Here is a 15,917-nt window from a genome sequence, read left to right as displayed (position 1 = left end):
GGCACGGGGAGCTTCACCATGGATCGGGATTCACCGGCAAAGCTGGACGCAGGCGCGCTCGGGCTGGGCGAATCCGTCGTCATGGGCGTGGCGGGCACGGCGCCTGCCTTCAGCCTGGCGGCCACCACCGCCACCCTGGTCGGGACGGTGGGTGGCCTGGCGCCGGCCAGCCTGCTGTACTGCGGCCTGATCATGTTCGGCGTGACGCTGTCCTACCAGCAACTGAACCGGCTGCAGCCCAGCGCTGGCGCCTGCTACACCTGGGTCTCCGAGATCTTCCATCCGGTGCTTGGCTTCTTCGCGGGCTGGACGCTGCTGGTGGCGTCGGCGGTATTCATGGTGTCCGGCACCGTTCCGGCCGCCACCGCCACCCTGCTCCTGATCGATCCGGCGCTGGCGGAGCGACCGCCCGTGGTGACGCTGGTCGCCGCAGGCTGGCTGCTGGCGGTGAGCATCGTCGTGGTCAAGGGGATCAAGCTGACCAGCTACACCCAGGTGGCGATGACGCTGCTCGAGGTCGGGGTACTGGCAGCGATTGTGCTCGCTGCCCTGCTGCGCGCGCCGCTGCCGCTTGCCCACCCGCTCTCGCTGGCCATGTTGTCGCCATTCAACTTTTCGCCGCAGTTGTTTGCCAATGGGGCGCTGGTGGCGCTGTTCTTCTTCTGGGGCTGGGACGTGACGGCGAACCTGACCGAGGAAACGCGCGATCCGGCGCATGCGCCCGGGCGCGGGGCATTGATGGCGATGGTCATCGTGCTGGCACTCTTCATGACCTTCGTCATCGCCAGCCTGGCCGTGCTGAGCGACCAGGAGATCCGCAGCGCCGGCACCAACGTGGTGTTTGCGCTTGCCGCGCGGCTGTTTCCGCGGCCGTGGGACTACCTGGCCGTGCTGGCCGTCATGCTCAGCACCGTGGGCACACTGGAGACCTCGATCCTGCAGTTCACCCGCACGCTCTACGCCAAAGGCCGCGATGGCCTGCTGCACCCGCGCTATGCCGAACTGCACCGCACCTGGCGCACGCCTTGGGTAGCCACCGCGGTCATCGCATCGTTTGGCTTGCTGCTGCTGGCGCTGTCCGCGTACTTCAACAGCGTGGGCCAGATCATCCAGGACTCGGTCAATGCCATCGGCTTCCAGGTGGCGTTCTACTACGGGCTGGCCGGCTTCGCCTGTGCCTGGCACTGCTGGCGCGAAGCCGCCCGCACACCCGGCAGGCTGTTGCTGCTAGTACTTTGGCCCGCTTGCAGCGCCGCGTTCCTGTGGTTCATCGGGCTGTACAGCATCCCCAGCTTCGACCTGGCCACGCGGGTGGTAGCCCTGGGCGGCATCGCGGTTGGCGTGGTGCCGCTGTGGATCAACCGGCGCCGGCTGCTCGCCGCGCGCGGGGCGCTCAGGGCACCGGGCCCGTGACATGCCTGGGGCCGCCTAGGCGGACACGGATGCCGTCAACAATTCCGCCGCGGCCTCGATACGCTGCGGCGCGCCGAACAGCCGCGCGACCACCAGCCCGCTTTGCAGCGCGCCAAACACGGCTTGCGCCAGCGCCTGTGGTGGGATCGGCAAGGCCCTGTGCTGCACGGCCTGCGCGGATTCGAGCAGGCGAGTGAGCCAGGTCTCGTTCAGGCGGTAGAAATCCTTGAGGATGCGGTGCACCGATTCCGGCAAGAACACGGCTTCCGTGGACAGCATGCCTACCAGGCAAATGGCGTCGCCGCCCGCGGTGGCCAGCCAGGGCGCCAGGTAGGCGCGAGCCTGCTCGTCCACCGGCAGGCTGGTGTCGATGTCGCGCACGCGCGCCGAGCTGCGGGCGCTGTACTCCGTCACCGCCGCCTGCACCAGGTCCTCCTTGGAGGGGAAGTGGTAGTGGATGCTGGAGGTCTTGACCCCTACCCGCTCAGCAAGGTCCCGGTAGCTGAATCCATTGAAACCCCGCTGCCGCACCAGCACCAGGGTGTGCTCCAGCAGTTGATCGCGTACGGATTGGGTAGTCATGGCATTCCTCCGCCTTTCGGCGGGCCCTCGAAACCGCGGCAATGGCAAAAAGCCGGCGTTACCGGCTCTTTGCGTGCGTCACCGCATTCATCGGATTAAAGATTGAATCGCCGCGTGTTCGGCATCTCGCGTAGCTCAGGCGTTGGCGCCTTCGGTGAACACATCGAACTTGCCGGTACGTGCACCATCGGTATAGGCGTCCACGCTACGGGCCGGGCTGGCCGACACGCCGGTACGATCCAGGCCGGCGACGATACGGGCGCCATCGGTGTACGGGTCGAACTTGCCGGTACGTGCGCCATCCGTGTAGGCATCCACGCTGCGCGCCGGGCTGGCCGACACGCCGGTGCGATCCAGGCCGGCGACGATACGCGCGCCATCGGTGTACGGGTCGAACTTGCCCGCACGGGCGCCATCGGTGAACTGGTCAACGGAACGCGACGGCGAGGCCGAGACGCCGCTGCGGTCCAGGCCAGCCACGATGCGGGCACCGTCCGTGTACGGGTCGGCCTTGCCAACGCGCGCACCTTCGGTGAACGGGTCGAACTTGCCGGTGCGGGCACCGTCGGTGAAGGCGTCACGGGTGGTGGTGCGGAACTCGTAGCCGTACTTGTCACCGGCAAAGGTGCTGTCCTTGGGGCCCGAGGCCTGGGCCGTGCCGGCCACGAAGGCAGCGGCAAGGGCGGCGGCGGTGATCAGGGTCTTGGCGAAGAGGTTCGAGGTCATGATGTTCTCCATTTGCATTTGAGGACCCGCGCTTGGGCGGAATCGAATCGGTACGCTTTGGAACCTTCGTCCTTTTTGTTTGGTATCTACTAGTAGATAGATAAGCTGGCCAAAAAAAACGGGGATTCCCCGGGTGCTGCGCTGGATCCTCTTTCCTGCTTCAGCTTTCCTTGCTGGGGCGGAGCAGCGGCTTCCATGTCGTGAATATTATCTACTGGTAGATAGACAGTCAAGGAAATTCTCAGAAAATCTTTGATGTCTACGCGGCATCACACACGGTAAAAGAAAAACGGTGGCACAAGGCCACCGTTCTTCACCGCTGCAAGGGGACGCTTACCGCACCTTCCCTTCCTTCCACGCCTGCAAGAGCTTGTCGTAGGCGATGGTCTCGCCCTTCGGCTTCTCGTTGGCCAGCTTCTTCCATGGCGCATGCTCATCCGACAGCCATTTGGCGGGATCGCTCTTGGCGTTCAGCTTGGGCGCGCAGTTTGTCATGCCGGCGCGCTGCAGCCGCCCCATCACCTGGTCCATTTCCTCGGCCAGGTTGTCCATCGCGGACTGCGGCGTCTTCTCGCCGGTCACAGCGGTCGCCACGTTCTTCCACCACAACTGGGCCAGCTTGGGATAGTCGGGCACGTTGGTACCGGTGGGCGTCCACGCCACCCGTGCCGGGCTGCGATAGAACTCGATCAGGCCGCCATACTGCGCGGCATTCTTGGTGAGGTACTCGTGATGGATGTCGCTGTCGCGGATGAAGGTCAGGCCGGTGAGCGACTTCTTCAGCGATACCGTCTTGGACGTCACGAACTGCGCGTAGAGCCAGGCCGCCGCGAGGCGGTTGGGATCGGTGTTCTTGAAGAAGGTCCAGGACCCCACGTCCTGGTAGCCGTTCTGCATGCCCTGCTTCCAGTACGGGCCATAAGGCGACGGCGCCATGCGCCATTTCGGCGTGCCGTCCGCATTGACCACCGGCAGGCCCTTCTTGGTCATGTCGGCGGTGAAGGCCGTGTACCAGAAGATCTGCTGCGCCACCTGCCCTTGCGCCGGCACCGGGCCGGCTTCGGAGAACGTCATGCCCATGGCTTGCGGCGGCGCGTACTTCTTCATCCAGTCGATGTACTTGGTGAGCGCATAGACTGCGGCCGGGCTGTTGGTGGCGCCGCCGCGCGAGACCGATGCACCTTCCGGCGTGCACTTGTCAGCGCCAACACGGATGCCCCATTCGTCGACCGGCATGCCGTTCGGCAGGCCCTTGTCGGCCGACCCGGCCATCGACAGCCAGGCGTCGGTAAAGCGCCAGCCGAGCGACGGATCCTTCTTGCCGTAGTCCATGTGGCCGTAGACCTTCTTGCCGTCGAGATCCTTGACGTCGTTGGAGAAGAAGTTGGCAATGTCCTCGTAGGCCGACCAGTTGGTGGGCACGCCCAGGTCATAGCCGTACTTGGCCTTGAACTTGTCCTGCAGGTCCTTGCGTGCGAACCAGTCGGCACGGAACCAGTACAGGTTGGCGAACTGCTGGTCGGGCAACTGGTAGAGCTTGCCGTCCGGCGCGGTGGTGAACTTGGTGCCGATGAAGTCCTTCACATCCAGCCCGGGATTGGTCCACTCCTTGCCGGCTCCGCTCATGTAGTCGGACAGCGGCAGGATGGCGCCATAGCGGTAGTGCGTGCCGATCAGGTCGGAGTCGGAGATCCAGCCGTCATAGATCGACTTGCCGGACTGCATCGAGGTCTGCAGCTTCTCCACCACATCGCCTTCCTGGATGATGTCGTGCTTGACCTGGATGCCGGTGATTTCCTCGAAGGCCTTGGCCAGCGTCTTGGATTCGTACTCGTGGGTCGTGATGGTCTCCGAGACCACGCTGATCTGCGTCACGCCCTTCGCCTTAAGCTTGGCGGCAGCGTCCATGAACCACTTCATTTCTGCGAGCTGCTTGTCCTTGGAGAGCGACGACGGCTGGAACTCGCTGTCGACCCACTTCCTGGCCTCGGCCTCGCCTGCCCAAGCGGCGTGGCCGCAGGCGAGTGCCGCCGCGCAGGCCAGCGCCGTCATGCCCAATTTCACGTGCACCTTCATGAACGTCTCCTCGAAAATCCCCCTCCCTGCTCTTTGTCTGGGTCGCGGTCCGGGGAAGGTGCAGGCCGCTACGCCCATTGACGAAAAATCCGTCGCTTTATTCTTGTCGGTCATGTCGGATCAGGGTGCGCGACCCGCGCGGCTCAGCCCTTGCGCATCACCAGGCCCAACGCAAGCATCGAGAGCACCAGGCTGATCCAGATCGAAGGCTCCTCCGCCAGGGAGAACCACGCCATCATCTTCTCGCCCAGGCCCACCCACGCCAGGTTGATCCAGGCTGCGCACATCAGGCCGATGAACAGGCGGTCGCCGCGGGTGGTGGCGATGGGCAAGAAGCCCTTGCGCTCAATGGTGGGGGCGCGCGTCTCCCACATCGTCATGCCAACCAGCATCACCGCGATGCTGATGAAGAACACGGCCACCGGGGTGGTCCATACCATCCAGCTGAACATGGCATCCTCTCCTTACACGCGGCCCATCGCGAAGCCTTTCGCGATGTAGTGCCGGACAAACCAGATCACGATGCCGCCGGGCACGATGGTGAGCACGCCGGCCGCGGCCAGCACGCCCCAGTCCATGCCGGAGGCCGACACCGTGCGCGTCATGGTGGCAACGATCGGCTTGGCGTTGACCGAGGTCAGCGTGCGCGCCAGCAACAGTTCCACCCAGCTGAACATGAAGCAGAAGAAAGCGGCCACGCCCACGCCGGCCTTGATCAGCGGCAGGAAGATGGTGATGAAGAAACGCGGGAAGGAGTAACCATCCACATAAGCCGTCTCGTCGATCTCGCGCGGCACGCCGGACATGAAGCCCTCCAGGATCCACACCGCCAGCGGCACGTTGAACACCAGGTGCGCCAGCGCCACGCCAAGATGCGTGTCCATCAGGCCCATGGTGGTGTAGAGCTGGAAGAACGGCAGCAGGAACACCGCCGGCGGCGTCATGCGGTTGGTCAGCAGCCAGAAGAAGACGTGCTTGTCGCCGATGAAACGGTAGCGCGAGAAGGCATAGGCCGCGGGCAGCGCCACCGTGATGGAGATCACCGTGTTCATCGCCACGTAGATCATCGAGTTGATGTAGCCCGAGTACCAGGACGGATCGGTGAAGATGGTCTTGTAGTGCTCCAGCGTGACATCGTTTGGCCACAGCGACAGCGTGGAAACGATCTCCTCGTTGGACTTGAACGACATGTTCAGCATCCAGTAGATCGGCAGGATGGCGAAGACCAGGTACACCACCAGGAACACCGCGCGCCAGTAGGTGGCGCTTTGCTTGGCTGCACGTTTGGCTTCACGCATTGGGCATGTCCTCGCTGCCGGCGGTGCCCGCGCGCTGCATCCAGTTGTAGAGAATGAAACACATGAGCAGGATGATCAGGAAGTAGACGATCGAGAATGCCGCGGCGGGGCCCAGGTCGAACTGGCCCACGGCCTTCTGCGTGAGGTATTGCGACAGGAACGTAGTGGCGTTGCCGGGCCCGCCGCCGGTCAGCACGAACGGCTCGGTGTAGATCATGAAGCTGTCCATGAAACGCAGCAGCACGGCGATCATCAGCACGCCGCGCAGCTTGGGCAGCTGGATGTAGCGGAACACCGCCAGCCGCGAGGCGCCGTCGATCTGCGCGGCCTGGTAGTACGCGTCGGGAATCGCGCGCAGGCCGGCGTAGCACAGCAGCGCCACCAGCGGCGTCCAGTGCCACACGTCCATCACCAGCACCGTGAACCACGCGTCCACCGCGCTGCCGGTGTAGTTGTAGGCAAAGCCCATGCCGGCAAGCGCCGCGCCCAGCAAGCCGATGTCGGTGCGCCCGAAGATCTGCCAGATCGTGCCGACCACATTCCATGGAATCAGCAACGACAGCGCGATCACCACCAGCACCGCCGACGCCTTCACCCCCTTGGCCGGCATCGACAGCGCCAGCAGGATGCCAAGCGGGATCTCCACTGCCAGCACCGCCAGCGAGAAGCCGAGCTGGCGCAGCAGCGCGTCGTGCAGCTCGCCATCGCGCAGCACGGTGCGGAACCATTCTGTGCCGACGAACACGCGCCGTTCAGGCGAGATGATGTCCTGCACGGAGTAATTGACGATGGTCATCAGCGGCAGGATGGCCGAGAACGCCACGCACAGGACCACCGGGATGACCAGCAGCCAGGCCTTCTGGTTGACGGGCTTCAGCGTGCTCATGCCACCAGCTCCTCGTTGACGTAGTAACAGGTATGACGGTTGAACACGGACAGCCACACGGTCTCGCCCGCCTGCAGCGCCGCGCCCTCGTTGCCGAGCCGGCCGCGCACGGTGGCCGCCTGGCCGCTGGCATCCTGCACGGTGGCGGTGACCAGCCAGTAGGTGCCGATGTCCTGCGCGCGCTCAACGCGCGCGGGCACGGCCTGCGGATCGGTGCTCGCAGCCAGGCGCAGGTACTCGGGGCGCACGCCGACCTTGAAGCTGCCGGCCGCCTGCAAGGCCGCGGCGACCGTGGGCGCGAACTCGGGCATATAGCGCCGCCCGGCAATTTCGATAGCGCCATCGCGCCAAGTTCCCGCCAGGAAGTTCATGCCCGGCGAGCCGATGAAGTTGCCGACGAAGGTATGCGCCGGGCGCTCGAACAGCGCATCGGCCGGCCCCACCTGTACCGCCTTGCCGCGCGACATCACCACCACCTGGTCGGCAAAGGTGAGTGCCTCGGTCTGGTCATGCGTGACGTAGATCAGCGTCAGCCGGAACTCGTGGTGAATCTCCTTGAGCTTGCGGCGCAACTGCCATTTCAGGTGCGGGTCGATCACCGTGAGCGGCTCGTCGAACAGGATGGCCGATACGTCCTGGCGCACCAGCCCGCGCCCGAGCGAGATCTTCTGCTTGGCATCGGCCGCCAGGCCGCTGGCGCGGCGGTCCAGCGACGCGGACAGGTCCAGCATCTCGGCCACGCGGCCCACGCGCTCCTTCACCTGGGCCGCGGGCACGCCGCGGTTGCGCAAAGGGAAGGCCAGGTTCTCGCCCACCGTCATGGTGTCGTAGATCACCGGGAACTGGAACACCTGGGCGATGTTGCGCGCCTGCGGCGTGGCCGCGGTCACGTCGCGGCCATCGAAGGAGACGGTACCGTGCGATGGCCGCTGCAAGCCGGAAATGCAATTGAGCAAGGTGGTCTTGCCGCAGCCGGAGGGCCCGAGCAAGGCGTAGGCGCCGCCGTCTTTGAACGTGAACTTCAGCGGCAGCAGCGCGTAGTCCTCGTCCGCTTGCGGATCGGGCCGGTACGAATGGGACAGGTCGAGGTCGATGCGTGTCATCTCAGGCTCCCAGCTCGGCAGTAGCGGGGGCAACCCTGAGCGGCCGGCTGGGCGCATGGATGCGCATGCCAGCCGCGTCGAACAGGTAGAGCTGCGCGGGATCCAGGTGCAGGGTGAGCGGCGCGCCCAGTTCCAGGTCGACCACCCCCGGAAACTGCGCCACCAGGTTGCCGACCGGTGAGTCCATATGCACGAAGGTGTCCGACCCGGACAGCTCGGCCAGCGCCACCCGGCCCGCCACCGGCACGGAGCCCGGCGCGGCGTCCAGGCGCAACGCACCGGCCCGCACCCCGACCGTTACCGTGCCGCCGTGCCCCCCTGCCTCGGGCAAGGGCACGACGATGCCGCCCGGCAGCGTGACCGCGCCAGCCAGCAGGTTGCCGGCCATCAGGTTCATGGGGGGATCGCTGAAGGCACGCGCCACGCGCAGCGAGGCGGGATAGTGAAAGACCTCCGGCGTGGGCCCGTACTGCAGCAGCTCGCCGGCGTCCAGCACCGCGGTGTAGCCGCCCAGCAACAGGGCCTCGGCCGGCTCCGTGGTGGCATAGATCACGGTGGCATTGCCATGCGCGAAAAGCTGGGTCAGCTCCTCGCGCAGCTCTTCACGCAGCTTGTAGTCCAGGTTGACCAGGGGCTCGTCGAGGAGCATCAGCGGCGCGCCCTTGGCCAGCGCGCGCGCCAGCGCCACGCGCTGCTGCTGCCCGCCGGAGAGCTCGGCGGGAACGCGGTCGAGCAGGTGCTCGATATGCAGGCGGGTGGCCAGCGCCCTCACCTGTCCATCGATATCCTTGGAGCGCCGCAGCTTGAGCGGCGAGGCAATATTGTCGAAGACGGTCATCGACGGGTAGTTGATGAACTGCTGGTAGACCATCGAGACGTTGCGCTCGCGCACCGGCATGCCGGTCACGTCGATGCCGTCCACCTCGACCCGGCCGGCACTGGGCCGGTCCAGCCCCGCCATGACCCGCATCAGCGAGGTCTTGCCAGCCTGGGTGGCACCTAGCAGGATGGTCACCGCGCCCGGCACGGGTGTCAGCGACATGGGATATAGATACGCCTGCGAGCCTGCTTGCTGGGCGATGCCTTCCAATCTGAGCTGCATCGAGTCTCCGATTTCAAATGCCACATACATCACATTTACAACAATGATGCAAACGCACAAATCTTTGCTTCCTGCTCGTTTTAGAACAAAAACGAACAGAAAACAATCGTGCACCGCATCATTTGTTTTCGTTTGTGTTTGAACTAGAATGCGGGTATGACGCTAAATCCACGCCAGACCGCCCTGCTGGAAGAGGTTCGCAGCCAGGGCTTCGCTTCCATCGACGAACTTGCGCGCAAGTTCGGAGTGACCCTGCAGACCGTACGCCGGGACGTCAACCTGCTGGCTGAAGGCGGCATGCTGGCGCGCTTTCACGGTGGCGTGCGGGTGGAGGGCTCCACGGTGGAGAACATCGCCTATCGCCAACGCCAGGTGCTCAATGCCGAGGGCAAGGCCCGCATTGCGCGCGCGGTGGCCAGCGCCGTGCCCGAGGGTTGCTCGTTGATCCTGAATATCGGCACCACGGTCGAGGAAATCGCGCGCGAGCTGATGCATCACCGCGGCCTGCGCGTGATCACCAACAACCTGAACGTGGCGAGCATCCTGGCCGACAACCCCGATTGCGAAGTGATCGTCGCCGGCGGCGTGCTGCGCTCGCGCGACCGCGGCATCGTGGGCGAGGCCACGGTGGAGTTCATCAGCCAGTTCAAGGTGGATATCGGCCTGATCGGCATCTCGGGCATCGAGGCCGACGGCACGCTGCGCGACTACGACTTTCGCGAAGTGAAGGTAGCGCGGACCATCATCGAGCATTCGCGCGAAGTCTGGCTGGCGGCGGACGCCAGCAAGTTCAACCGGCAGGCCATGGTGGAACTGGCGCACGTCTCGGAGATCGACCGGCTCTTTACCGACCAGCCGCTGAAGCCGCCGTTCGAGAGCATGCTGGAAGAAAGCGGAGTGCGCTGTGTGGTCGCGCAGGCCTGAGAGCGGCCAGCCACGGCGCCGGCTCCCCTGCGGGCGAGGCGGTGCCGGCGCGACTGGCGCCGGGCACCGGGTGGAGGGCTTGCTTGCGGGATTACTTGAAAACGACGGTCTTGTGGCCGTTGAGCAGGATGCGGTGCTCGGCATGCCATTTGACGGCACGCGCCAGCGCCACGCATTCCACGTCGCGCCCCACCGCAGTGAGCTGCTCGGGGTCCATGCTGTGATCCACGCGCTCGATTTCCTGCTCGATGATCGGGCCTTCGTCCAGCGCAGCCGTCACGTAGTGGGCGGTGGCGCCGATCAGCTTCACGCCGCGGTCATGCGCCTGGTAGTAGGGCTTGGCGCCCTTGAAGCTGGGCAGGAACGAGTGATGGATATTGATGGCGCGGCCGGCCAGCTTGCGGCACAGGTCGTCGGACAGCACCTGCATGTAGCGCGCCAGCACCACCAGGTCGATGTTCTGCTCGCGCACGATCTCGAACACCTTGTTCTCCTGCGCGGCCTTCTGCTCGGCCGAGGCATTCATCATCGGCAGGTGGAAGAACGGGATATCGTACGACGCGGCGAGCTGGTAGAAATCACGGTGGTTCGACACGATGGCGGCGATCTCCACCGGCAGGCCGCTGGCCTTGGCGCGAAACAGCAGGTCGTTCAGGCAATGGCCGATCTTCGACACCATGATCATCACGCGCGGCTTGACGCTGGCATCGAACAGGTCCCACTGCATGGAGAACTGATCGCCGATCGGCGCGAAGGCGGTCTTCAGCGTGGCCAGGTCCGGGCCGCCGGCGGCCGGCGTGAAATGCACCCGCATGAAAAAGCGGCCGGTGAATTCATCGCCGAACTGGTCGGAGTCGACGATATTGCAGCCGTGCTGGAACAGCAGGCCCGAGACGGCATGGACGATGCCCGGCTGGTCCGGGCAGGAAATGGTGAGAATGAATCCGGTATTGCTCATCGTGTGTGGTTGTGTCTAGTGCGCGCCGATCAAGGGCGGGGGCTGCCGGGGGCGCTCCAGCCGCGGCGGTTGAGCGCATCCAGCGTCACCAGGGTCGCGTCGACCGTCATGGCGCCATCCGCCATGATAGCAAGCAATGCCTCCGGCTCGATACGCCGGTGCTCGGCCACCTCCCCGTCGCGGTTTTGCGGCACGAAATCCGGCGGCAGCAACAGGTCGTACACGTACACGGCCTCCCACTGCACGCCCTCGGGGATTTCACGCAGCACTTCGATCACGCCATGGGCTTCTGCGCGCTGCGCCAGTTCGGGCGCAATGCCTGACTCCTCGTCGCACTCGCGCACCAGCGTGGCGAGCGGGTCGCTGCCGTGCGGCATGCCGCCTGCCACCAGGTTGTCCCACATGCCGGGGTCGACCGCCTTGGCGGCGCTGCGCAGCGAAATCCACAGCGCGCGCTCGCCGGCAATGACGCCGTTCATGTGCGAGGCAAAGGTCAGCAGCCCGAGAAAGCGCGCCGCCGCGCGCTCGATCACCGCGAAGGCCGGCGCCGCGAGTTCCGGCGTGACGGCGAACAGCTCGTCGCGCCAGCCGCGCACATGGCCGGCATCCGCCAGCCAGTGCGCCAGCACCTTCAGCGCGGCGCTGCGAGCGGGAGCATCGCCGCAGTCCGGCAGCAGCGCCACGCTGCCATCGCGCGGCTCGCCCAGCACGGCCGGCACCGCATCCTGCGCGCGCAGGATGCGCGCATGCGCGCGCGGCAGCCAGCCCACCTGGCGGCCTTCCACGGTCAGGCGCAGATGCGCGCCGGCATCGAAACGGCTGCGCGCCGCGAGCGAAGCGGCAACGCGGGACACGACGGGGTTCTGGCTGGCGGGCAAGGTATCGGACATGAAGGATCCTGGCGGCCGGCAAGGCACGCCTGCAATGGTTAATGCAATGGTAAAAGCAGTCAATCCAGGACAAGACGCATGAAGCAAAATCAGCCTTCGGGCCTGCCGCAATTCGTGCTGGCGCTCGACCAGGGCACCAGCAGCTCGCGCGCGATCCTGTTCGATCACGCCGGCAACGTGGCACGGGTCGCGCAGCGCGAATTTCGCCAATATTACCCGCACCCCGGCCATGTCGAGCACGATCCCTACGAGATCTGGCAGTCGCAGCTGGCGGTGGCGCACGCCGTGCTGAACGACGCCGGCGTCGCGGCCAGCCAGGTGAGCGCCATCGGCATCACCAACCAGCGCGAGACCACCGTGCTGTGGGACCGCCAGACCGGCGAGCCCATCGGCCGCGCGCTGGTCTGGCAGGATCGCCGCACCGCGCCGATGTGCGAGGCGCTGCAGGCCGACGGCCACGGCGAGCTGTTCCGCGACAAGACCGGCCTGATCATCGACGCCTACTTCTCCGGCACCAAGCTACGCTGGATGCTGGACAACACCGAGGGCGCGCGCGAACGCGCGGCGCGTGGCGAGCTGGCGTTCGGCACGGTCGACAGCTGGCTGATCTGGCAGTTGACGGATGGCAAGCGCCACGTCACCGATGTCTCCAACGCGTCGCGCACGATGCTGTTCAACATCCACACCTTCCAGTGGGACGATGCCCTGCTCGACCTGCTGGACATCCCACGCAGCTTGCTGCCCGAGGTGGTGCCCTCCAGCGGCGAGGTGGCGCGCACGGCGCTGCGGCTGTTTGGCGCCCAGATCCCGATTGCGGGCATCGCCGGCGACCAGCAGGCCGCCACCTACGGCCAGGCCTGCCTGTCTCCGGGCATGGCCAAGAACACCTACGGCACGGGCTGCTTCCTGCTGATGAACACGGGATCGCAGCCGGTCACTTCGCATAATCGCCTGCTCACCACCATTGGCTGGCAACTGGGCGGCACCACGACTGCCGCCAGCCGCACGCAATATTGCCTGGAAGGCGGCGTGTTCATGGGCGGCGCCACCATCCAGTGGCTGCGCGACGGGCTGCAGATCATCAACAGCGCACCCGAGGTGGAGCCGCTGGCGCGCCAGTGCGACGATACCGAAGGCGTGGTGCTGGTGCCGGCCTTTGCCGGCCTGGGCGCGCCGCACTGGGACCCGTTCGCGCGCGGCACGCTGGTCGGCCTCACACGCGGCACCGGACGCCCGCACATTGCGCGCGCCGCGCTGGAGTCGATCGCGCTGCAGAGCGTGGACGTGCTGGACGCCATGCAAAAGGACGCCGGCATCTCGCTGGCCGAGCTGCGCGTGGACGGCGGCGCGTCGCGCAGCGACCTGCTGATGCAGATGCAGGCCGATCTGCTCGGCACGGCCGTGGTCCGACCGCGCGTGACCGAGACCACCGCGCTTGGCGCCGCCTACCTGGCGGGACTGGCCACCGGCTACTGGAGCGGCGAGGACGAGATCGCCAGCCAGTGGCAGGTGGAGCATCGCTTCGAGCCCAACCTGTCGGCCGATGCGCGTGAATACCGGCTCTGGCGCTGGCATCGCGCGGTAGAGCGCGCACGCGACTGGGCGCGGGAGGACGGCGCGCCACCGCATTCGGCAAACTGAGCGCGGGCTGACCACCGCACGCGCCAGATACGTATCAGCATCACCGCGACACGCATTCGCATCAAACAAGGAATCATGCAGACACTGCACACTCCCATCCTGCCGCCCGACCGCGCCACCCTGCTCGCCACCCTCGAGCGCGAGCCGAAGTGGGATGTCATCGTCATCGGCGGCGGCGCCACCGGCCTGGGCACGGCGGTGGACGCCGCCTCGCGCGGCTACCGCACGCTGCTGGTGGAAGCCGCCGACTTCGCCAAGGGCACCTCCAGCAAGGCCACCAAGCTGGTCCACGGCGGCGTGCGCTACCTCGCGCAGGGCAATATCGGCCTGGTGCGCGAGGCGCTGCATGAGCGCGGCCTGCTGGCCCGCAACGCGCCGCACCTGGTGTGGCCGCTCGGCTTCGTGGTGCCGGCCTACCAGCTGTTCGACCAGCCCTTCTACGGCATCGGCCTGAAGCTTTACGACATGCTGGCCGGCGGGCTCAACCTGTCCGGCAGCCGCTGGCTCAACCACCGCGAAACGCTGGCGGCGGCACCGACCCTGGCCGAGCACGTGGGCGGGCGGCCCCTGCGCGGCGGCAACCTGTATTTCGACGGGCAGTTCGATGACGCCCGCCTGGCCATCGCGCTGATGCGCACGCTGTTCGACGTGGGCGGCACGGCCATCAACTACCTGCGCGTGAGCGGGCTGTCGCAGCGCAACGGCGTGATCGACGGCGTCACCGTGAAGGACGTGCTGGGCGACGCCAGCTTCGATCTGAAGGCGTCTTGCGTGATCAACGCCACCGGCGTGTGGGTCGATGCCGTGCGCCAGATGGAAGACGGCCAGGCGCGCAGCATGGTGGCCCCCAGCCAGGGCGTGCACCTGACCTTGCCGCGCAGCTTCCTGCCCGGCGACCGTGCCATCCTGATCCCCAAGACCGACGATGGCCGCGTGCTCTTCGTCGTCCCCTGGAACGGCCACACCATCATCGGCACCACCGATACGCCACGCAAGGACCTGCCGCTGGAGCCGCGCGCCGGCGCCGACGATGTCGATTTCATCCTGGAGACCGCCACACGCTACCTGTCGCGCGCGCCAACCCGCGCCGACGTGACCAGCGTCTGGGCCGGCCTGCGCCCGCTGGTCAAGGCCACCGGCGAAGCCTCCACCGCCTCGCTCTCGCGCGAGCACACCATCCTGGTGTCCAAAGCCGGCCTGATCACCGTCACCGGCGGCAAGTGGACCACCTACCGCAAGATGGCCGAGGACGTGATGGGCACGGCCATTCAGCGCCAGATGCTGCCGGCCGCGCCCTGCGTGACCGCGCAACTGCCATTGCACGGCGCGCAAGGCTTGCCCGCGAAACTGACTGCGCCCGCCAGCGGCTCGCCGGACCGTTACTACGGCAACGAGGTCGGCATGCTGCACGCGCTGCCCGGCAACGAGGAAATGCTGGTGCCCGGCGCCGGGCTGACTGCTGCCCATGTGCGCTTTGCCGCGCGTTTCGAGCTGGCACGGCGGGTCGAGGACGTGCTGGCACGCCGCAATCGCGCGCTGTTCCTGGAAGCCAGCGCCGCCTGCGCGGCAGCACCCCGGGTGGCCGAGATCCTGGCCGAGGAGCACGGCCACGACGCCGCCTGGCAAGCGGCCGAGGTAGCCAGCTTCCGGGAGCTGGCAAGCGGCTATATGTTGGCCTGAGGGGCGGCACGCGGCAGGGATGCCACCCGGCCGCGCGTCCCGTGGGGAATACGGCCGTCATGACCGGGTCTGTCTCACCAGCGTCTAGCTACCGAGCTAGCTACCGAGCTGGCTACCAAGGAAGCCACATGCCTCTTCGTTCGCCCCTGCTTCACACCGCTACCCGCGCCACAACGCGCGTCACCACCTGCGCCATCGCCGCCGCCATCGGCCTGGCCGCCGCCCCCGCCATGGCCAAGGCCAAGGCCGGCATCGACGGCGTGCGCTTCGACCCGCCCCGAACCGTGCGCTACCAGTGCGACGACGGCAAGCAGCTCACGGCGCGCTATTTCAATAGCACCGACAACCAGATCGCCATCCTGCGGCTGGACGGCAAGCCGCTGCTCTTTGCCAGCGTGCTGACCGGCTCGGGCGCCCGCTATGCGCATGGCGCCCACCTGTGGATCACCAAGGGCGACGAAGGCATGCTCCAGGACCTGACCAAGGGCGAGAGCGCGCCGCCGGCCTACGCCAACTGCCACGCCGCGAAATAGGGCTCCCAGGCAGCGCCCAGGAGGCGCCCAAGCAGCGCCCAAGCAAGCGCCCAGGCAGGTCATCGCCAGAACATTTTGGTGCTTGCGCCCTGGCCGAGCGATAAT

At 66.4% G+C, this 15,917-nt stretch carries 15 protein-coding genes; 5 read left to right on the top strand and 10 right to left on the bottom strand.

Translation table 11 applies throughout. The features are described from left to right. The first annotated feature begins 18 nt into the window (after positions 1-18). Positions 19-1,413, top strand: a complete 1,395-nt coding sequence (locus ACGLHR_RS11995; RefSeq protein ID WP_400094016.1) for an APC family permease — start codon at positions 19-21, stop codon at positions 1,411-1,413. 15 nt (positions 1,414-1,428) lie between these two features. Here ACGLHR_RS11995 and ACGLHR_RS11990 read toward each other — a convergent pair whose 3' ends face one another. The 8 genes from ACGLHR_RS11990 to ACGLHR_RS11955 all read right to left on the bottom strand — a co-directional run bounded on the left by ACGLHR_RS11990 (position 1,429) and on the right by ACGLHR_RS11955 (position 9,186). Beyond that, positions 1,429-1,995 (bottom strand): TetR/AcrR family transcriptional regulator, encoded by a 567-nt coding sequence (locus tag ACGLHR_RS11990; protein ID WP_400094014.1) that lies wholly within the window; start codon positions 1,993-1,995, stop codon positions 1,429-1,431. A 135-nt stretch (positions 1,996-2,130) separates the two neighbouring features. Then, on the bottom strand, positions 2,131-2,721 hold the full coding sequence (locus tag ACGLHR_RS11985) for a copper resistance protein CopQ (RefSeq protein WP_400094013.1): 591 nt from the start codon (positions 2,719-2,721) through the stop codon (positions 2,131-2,133). A gap of 333 nt (positions 2,722-3,054) precedes the next feature. Then, the gene (locus tag ACGLHR_RS11980) at positions 3,055-4,785 is read right to left on the bottom strand and encodes an ABC transporter substrate-binding protein (RefSeq protein WP_400094049.1); all 1,731 of its coding nucleotides are present in this window, start codon (positions 4,783-4,785) and stop codon (positions 3,055-3,057) included. A gap of 155 nt (positions 4,786-4,940) precedes the next feature. Then, positions 4,941-5,249, bottom strand: coding sequence for a DUF2160 domain-containing protein (locus ACGLHR_RS11975; protein ID WP_400094011.1), 309 nt, complete (start codon positions 5,247-5,249; stop codon positions 4,941-4,943). 12 nt (positions 5,250-5,261) lie between these two features. Further along, positions 5,262-6,095 (bottom strand): carbohydrate ABC transporter permease, encoded by an 834-nt coding sequence (locus ACGLHR_RS11970; RefSeq protein ID WP_400094010.1) that lies wholly within the window; start codon positions 6,093-6,095, stop codon positions 5,262-5,264. Further along, complete coding sequence (locus ACGLHR_RS11965; protein WP_043347729.1) at positions 6,088-6,981, bottom strand: carbohydrate ABC transporter permease; 894 nt, start codon at positions 6,979-6,981, stop codon at positions 6,088-6,090. The genes ACGLHR_RS11970 and ACGLHR_RS11965 overlap by 8 nt, the downstream gene beginning before the upstream one ends. Then, positions 6,978-8,084 carry an ABC transporter ATP-binding protein gene (locus ACGLHR_RS11960; protein WP_400094008.1) on the bottom strand — a complete coding sequence of 369 codons (1,107 nt, stop codon included), beginning with the start codon at positions 8,082-8,084 and terminating at the stop codon, positions 6,978-6,980. Before ACGLHR_RS11960 ends, ACGLHR_RS11965 begins: the two co-directional genes overlap by 4 nt. A gap of 1 nt (position 8,085) precedes the next feature. Continuing rightward, on the bottom strand, positions 8,086-9,186 hold the full coding sequence (locus ACGLHR_RS11955; RefSeq protein ID WP_400094006.1) for an ABC transporter ATP-binding protein: 1,101 nt from the start codon (positions 9,184-9,186) through the stop codon (positions 8,086-8,088). A gap of 156 nt (positions 9,187-9,342) precedes the next feature. Between ACGLHR_RS11955 and ACGLHR_RS11950 the strand changes: the two genes are divergently transcribed. After that, positions 9,343-10,110 carry a DeoR/GlpR family DNA-binding transcription regulator gene (locus tag ACGLHR_RS11950; RefSeq protein WP_400094005.1) on the top strand — a complete coding sequence of 256 codons (768 nt, stop codon included), beginning with the start codon at positions 9,343-9,345 and terminating at the stop codon, positions 10,108-10,110. A 91-nt stretch (positions 10,111-10,201) separates the two neighbouring features. Here the strand turns inward: ACGLHR_RS11950 and purU are convergent, their stop codons facing one another. Both purU and ACGLHR_RS11940 read right to left on the bottom strand, forming a co-directional pair. Then, entirely contained in the window at positions 10,202-11,068 is an 867-nt protein-coding gene (purU, locus tag ACGLHR_RS11945) for a formyltetrahydrofolate deformylase (RefSeq protein ID WP_318231362.1), read from the bottom strand. Between the two features lie 29 nt (positions 11,069-11,097). Beyond that, on the bottom strand, positions 11,098-11,958 hold the full coding sequence (locus tag ACGLHR_RS11940) for a DUF4743 domain-containing protein (RefSeq protein WP_400094003.1): 861 nt from the start codon (positions 11,956-11,958) through the stop codon (positions 11,098-11,100). Positions 11,959-12,036: 78 nt separating this feature from the next. On the opposite strand from ACGLHR_RS11940, the gene glpK reads away from it, so the two are divergent. The 3 genes from glpK (at position 12,037) to ACGLHR_RS11925 (ending at position 15,812) form a co-directional block, all read left to right on the top strand. Continuing rightward, complete coding sequence (glpK, locus tag ACGLHR_RS11935; protein ID WP_400094001.1) at positions 12,037-13,599, top strand: glycerol kinase GlpK; 1,563 nt, start codon at positions 12,037-12,039, stop codon at positions 13,597-13,599. A 75-nt stretch (positions 13,600-13,674) separates the two neighbouring features. Next, complete coding sequence (locus tag ACGLHR_RS11930) at positions 13,675-15,279, top strand: glycerol-3-phosphate dehydrogenase/oxidase (RefSeq protein ID WP_400094000.1); 1,605 nt, start codon at positions 13,675-13,677, stop codon at positions 15,277-15,279. Positions 15,280-15,407: 128 nt separating this feature from the next. Next, complete coding sequence (locus tag ACGLHR_RS11925; protein WP_400093998.1) at positions 15,408-15,812, top strand: MliC family protein; 405 nt, start codon at positions 15,408-15,410, stop codon at positions 15,810-15,812. The last annotated feature ends 105 nt before the right edge of the window (positions 15,813-15,917 follow it).

It is taken from the genome of Cupriavidus sp. CuC1 (assembly GCF_044627735.1).
GTDB lineage: Bacteria > Pseudomonadota > Gammaproteobacteria > Burkholderiales > Burkholderiaceae > Cupriavidus > Cupriavidus ulmosensis.
The sequence above is the reverse complement of the archived record's forward strand: the minus strand, read 5'-3'. Positions and strand labels throughout refer to the sequence as shown.

Excerpts from the sequence above, each read along its gene's own strand:
- ACGLHR_RS11960 (WP_400094008.1), bottom strand. The coding sequence starts at position 8,084 with ATGACACGCATCGACCTCGACCTGTCCCATTCGTACCGGCCCGATCCG.
- glpK (WP_400094001.1), top strand. The coding sequence starts at position 12,037 with ATGAAGCAAAATCAGCCTTCGGGCCTGCCGCAATTCGTGCTGGCGCTC.
- purU (WP_318231362.1), bottom strand. The coding sequence starts at position 11,068 with ATGAGCAATACCGGATTCATTCTCACCATTTCCTGCCCGGACCAGCCG.
- ACGLHR_RS11965 (WP_043347729.1), bottom strand. The coding sequence starts at position 6,981 with ATGAGCACGCTGAAGCCCGTCAACCAGAAGGCCTGGCTGCTGGTCATC.
- ACGLHR_RS11975 (WP_400094011.1), bottom strand. The coding sequence starts at position 5,249 with ATGTTCAGCTGGATGGTATGGACCACCCCGGTGGCCGTGTTCTTCATC.
- ACGLHR_RS11970 (WP_400094010.1), bottom strand. The coding sequence starts at position 6,095 with ATGCGTGAAGCCAAACGTGCAGCCAAGCAAAGCGCCACCTACTGGCGC.
- ACGLHR_RS11925 (WP_400093998.1), top strand. The coding sequence starts at position 15,408 with ATGCCTCTTCGTTCGCCCCTGCTTCACACCGCTACCCGCGCCACAACG.
- ACGLHR_RS11940 (WP_400094003.1), bottom strand. The coding sequence starts at position 11,958 with ATGTCCGATACCTTGCCCGCCAGCCAGAACCCCGTCGTGTCCCGCGTT.
- ACGLHR_RS11990 (WP_400094014.1), bottom strand. The coding sequence starts at position 1,995 with ATGACTACCCAATCCGTACGCGATCAACTGCTGGAGCACACCCTGGTG.
- ACGLHR_RS11955 (WP_400094006.1), bottom strand. The coding sequence starts at position 9,186 with ATGCAGCTCAGATTGGAAGGCATCGCCCAGCAAGCAGGCTCGCAGGCG.
- ACGLHR_RS11995 (WP_400094016.1), top strand. The coding sequence starts at position 19 with ATGGATCGGGATTCACCGGCAAAGCTGGACGCAGGCGCGCTCGGGCTG.
- ACGLHR_RS11930 (WP_400094000.1), top strand. The coding sequence starts at position 13,675 with ATGCAGACACTGCACACTCCCATCCTGCCGCCCGACCGCGCCACCCTG.
- ACGLHR_RS11950 (WP_400094005.1), top strand. The coding sequence starts at position 9,343 with ATGACGCTAAATCCACGCCAGACCGCCCTGCTGGAAGAGGTTCGCAGC.
- ACGLHR_RS11985 (WP_400094013.1), bottom strand. The coding sequence starts at position 2,721 with ATGACCTCGAACCTCTTCGCCAAGACCCTGATCACCGCCGCCGCCCTT.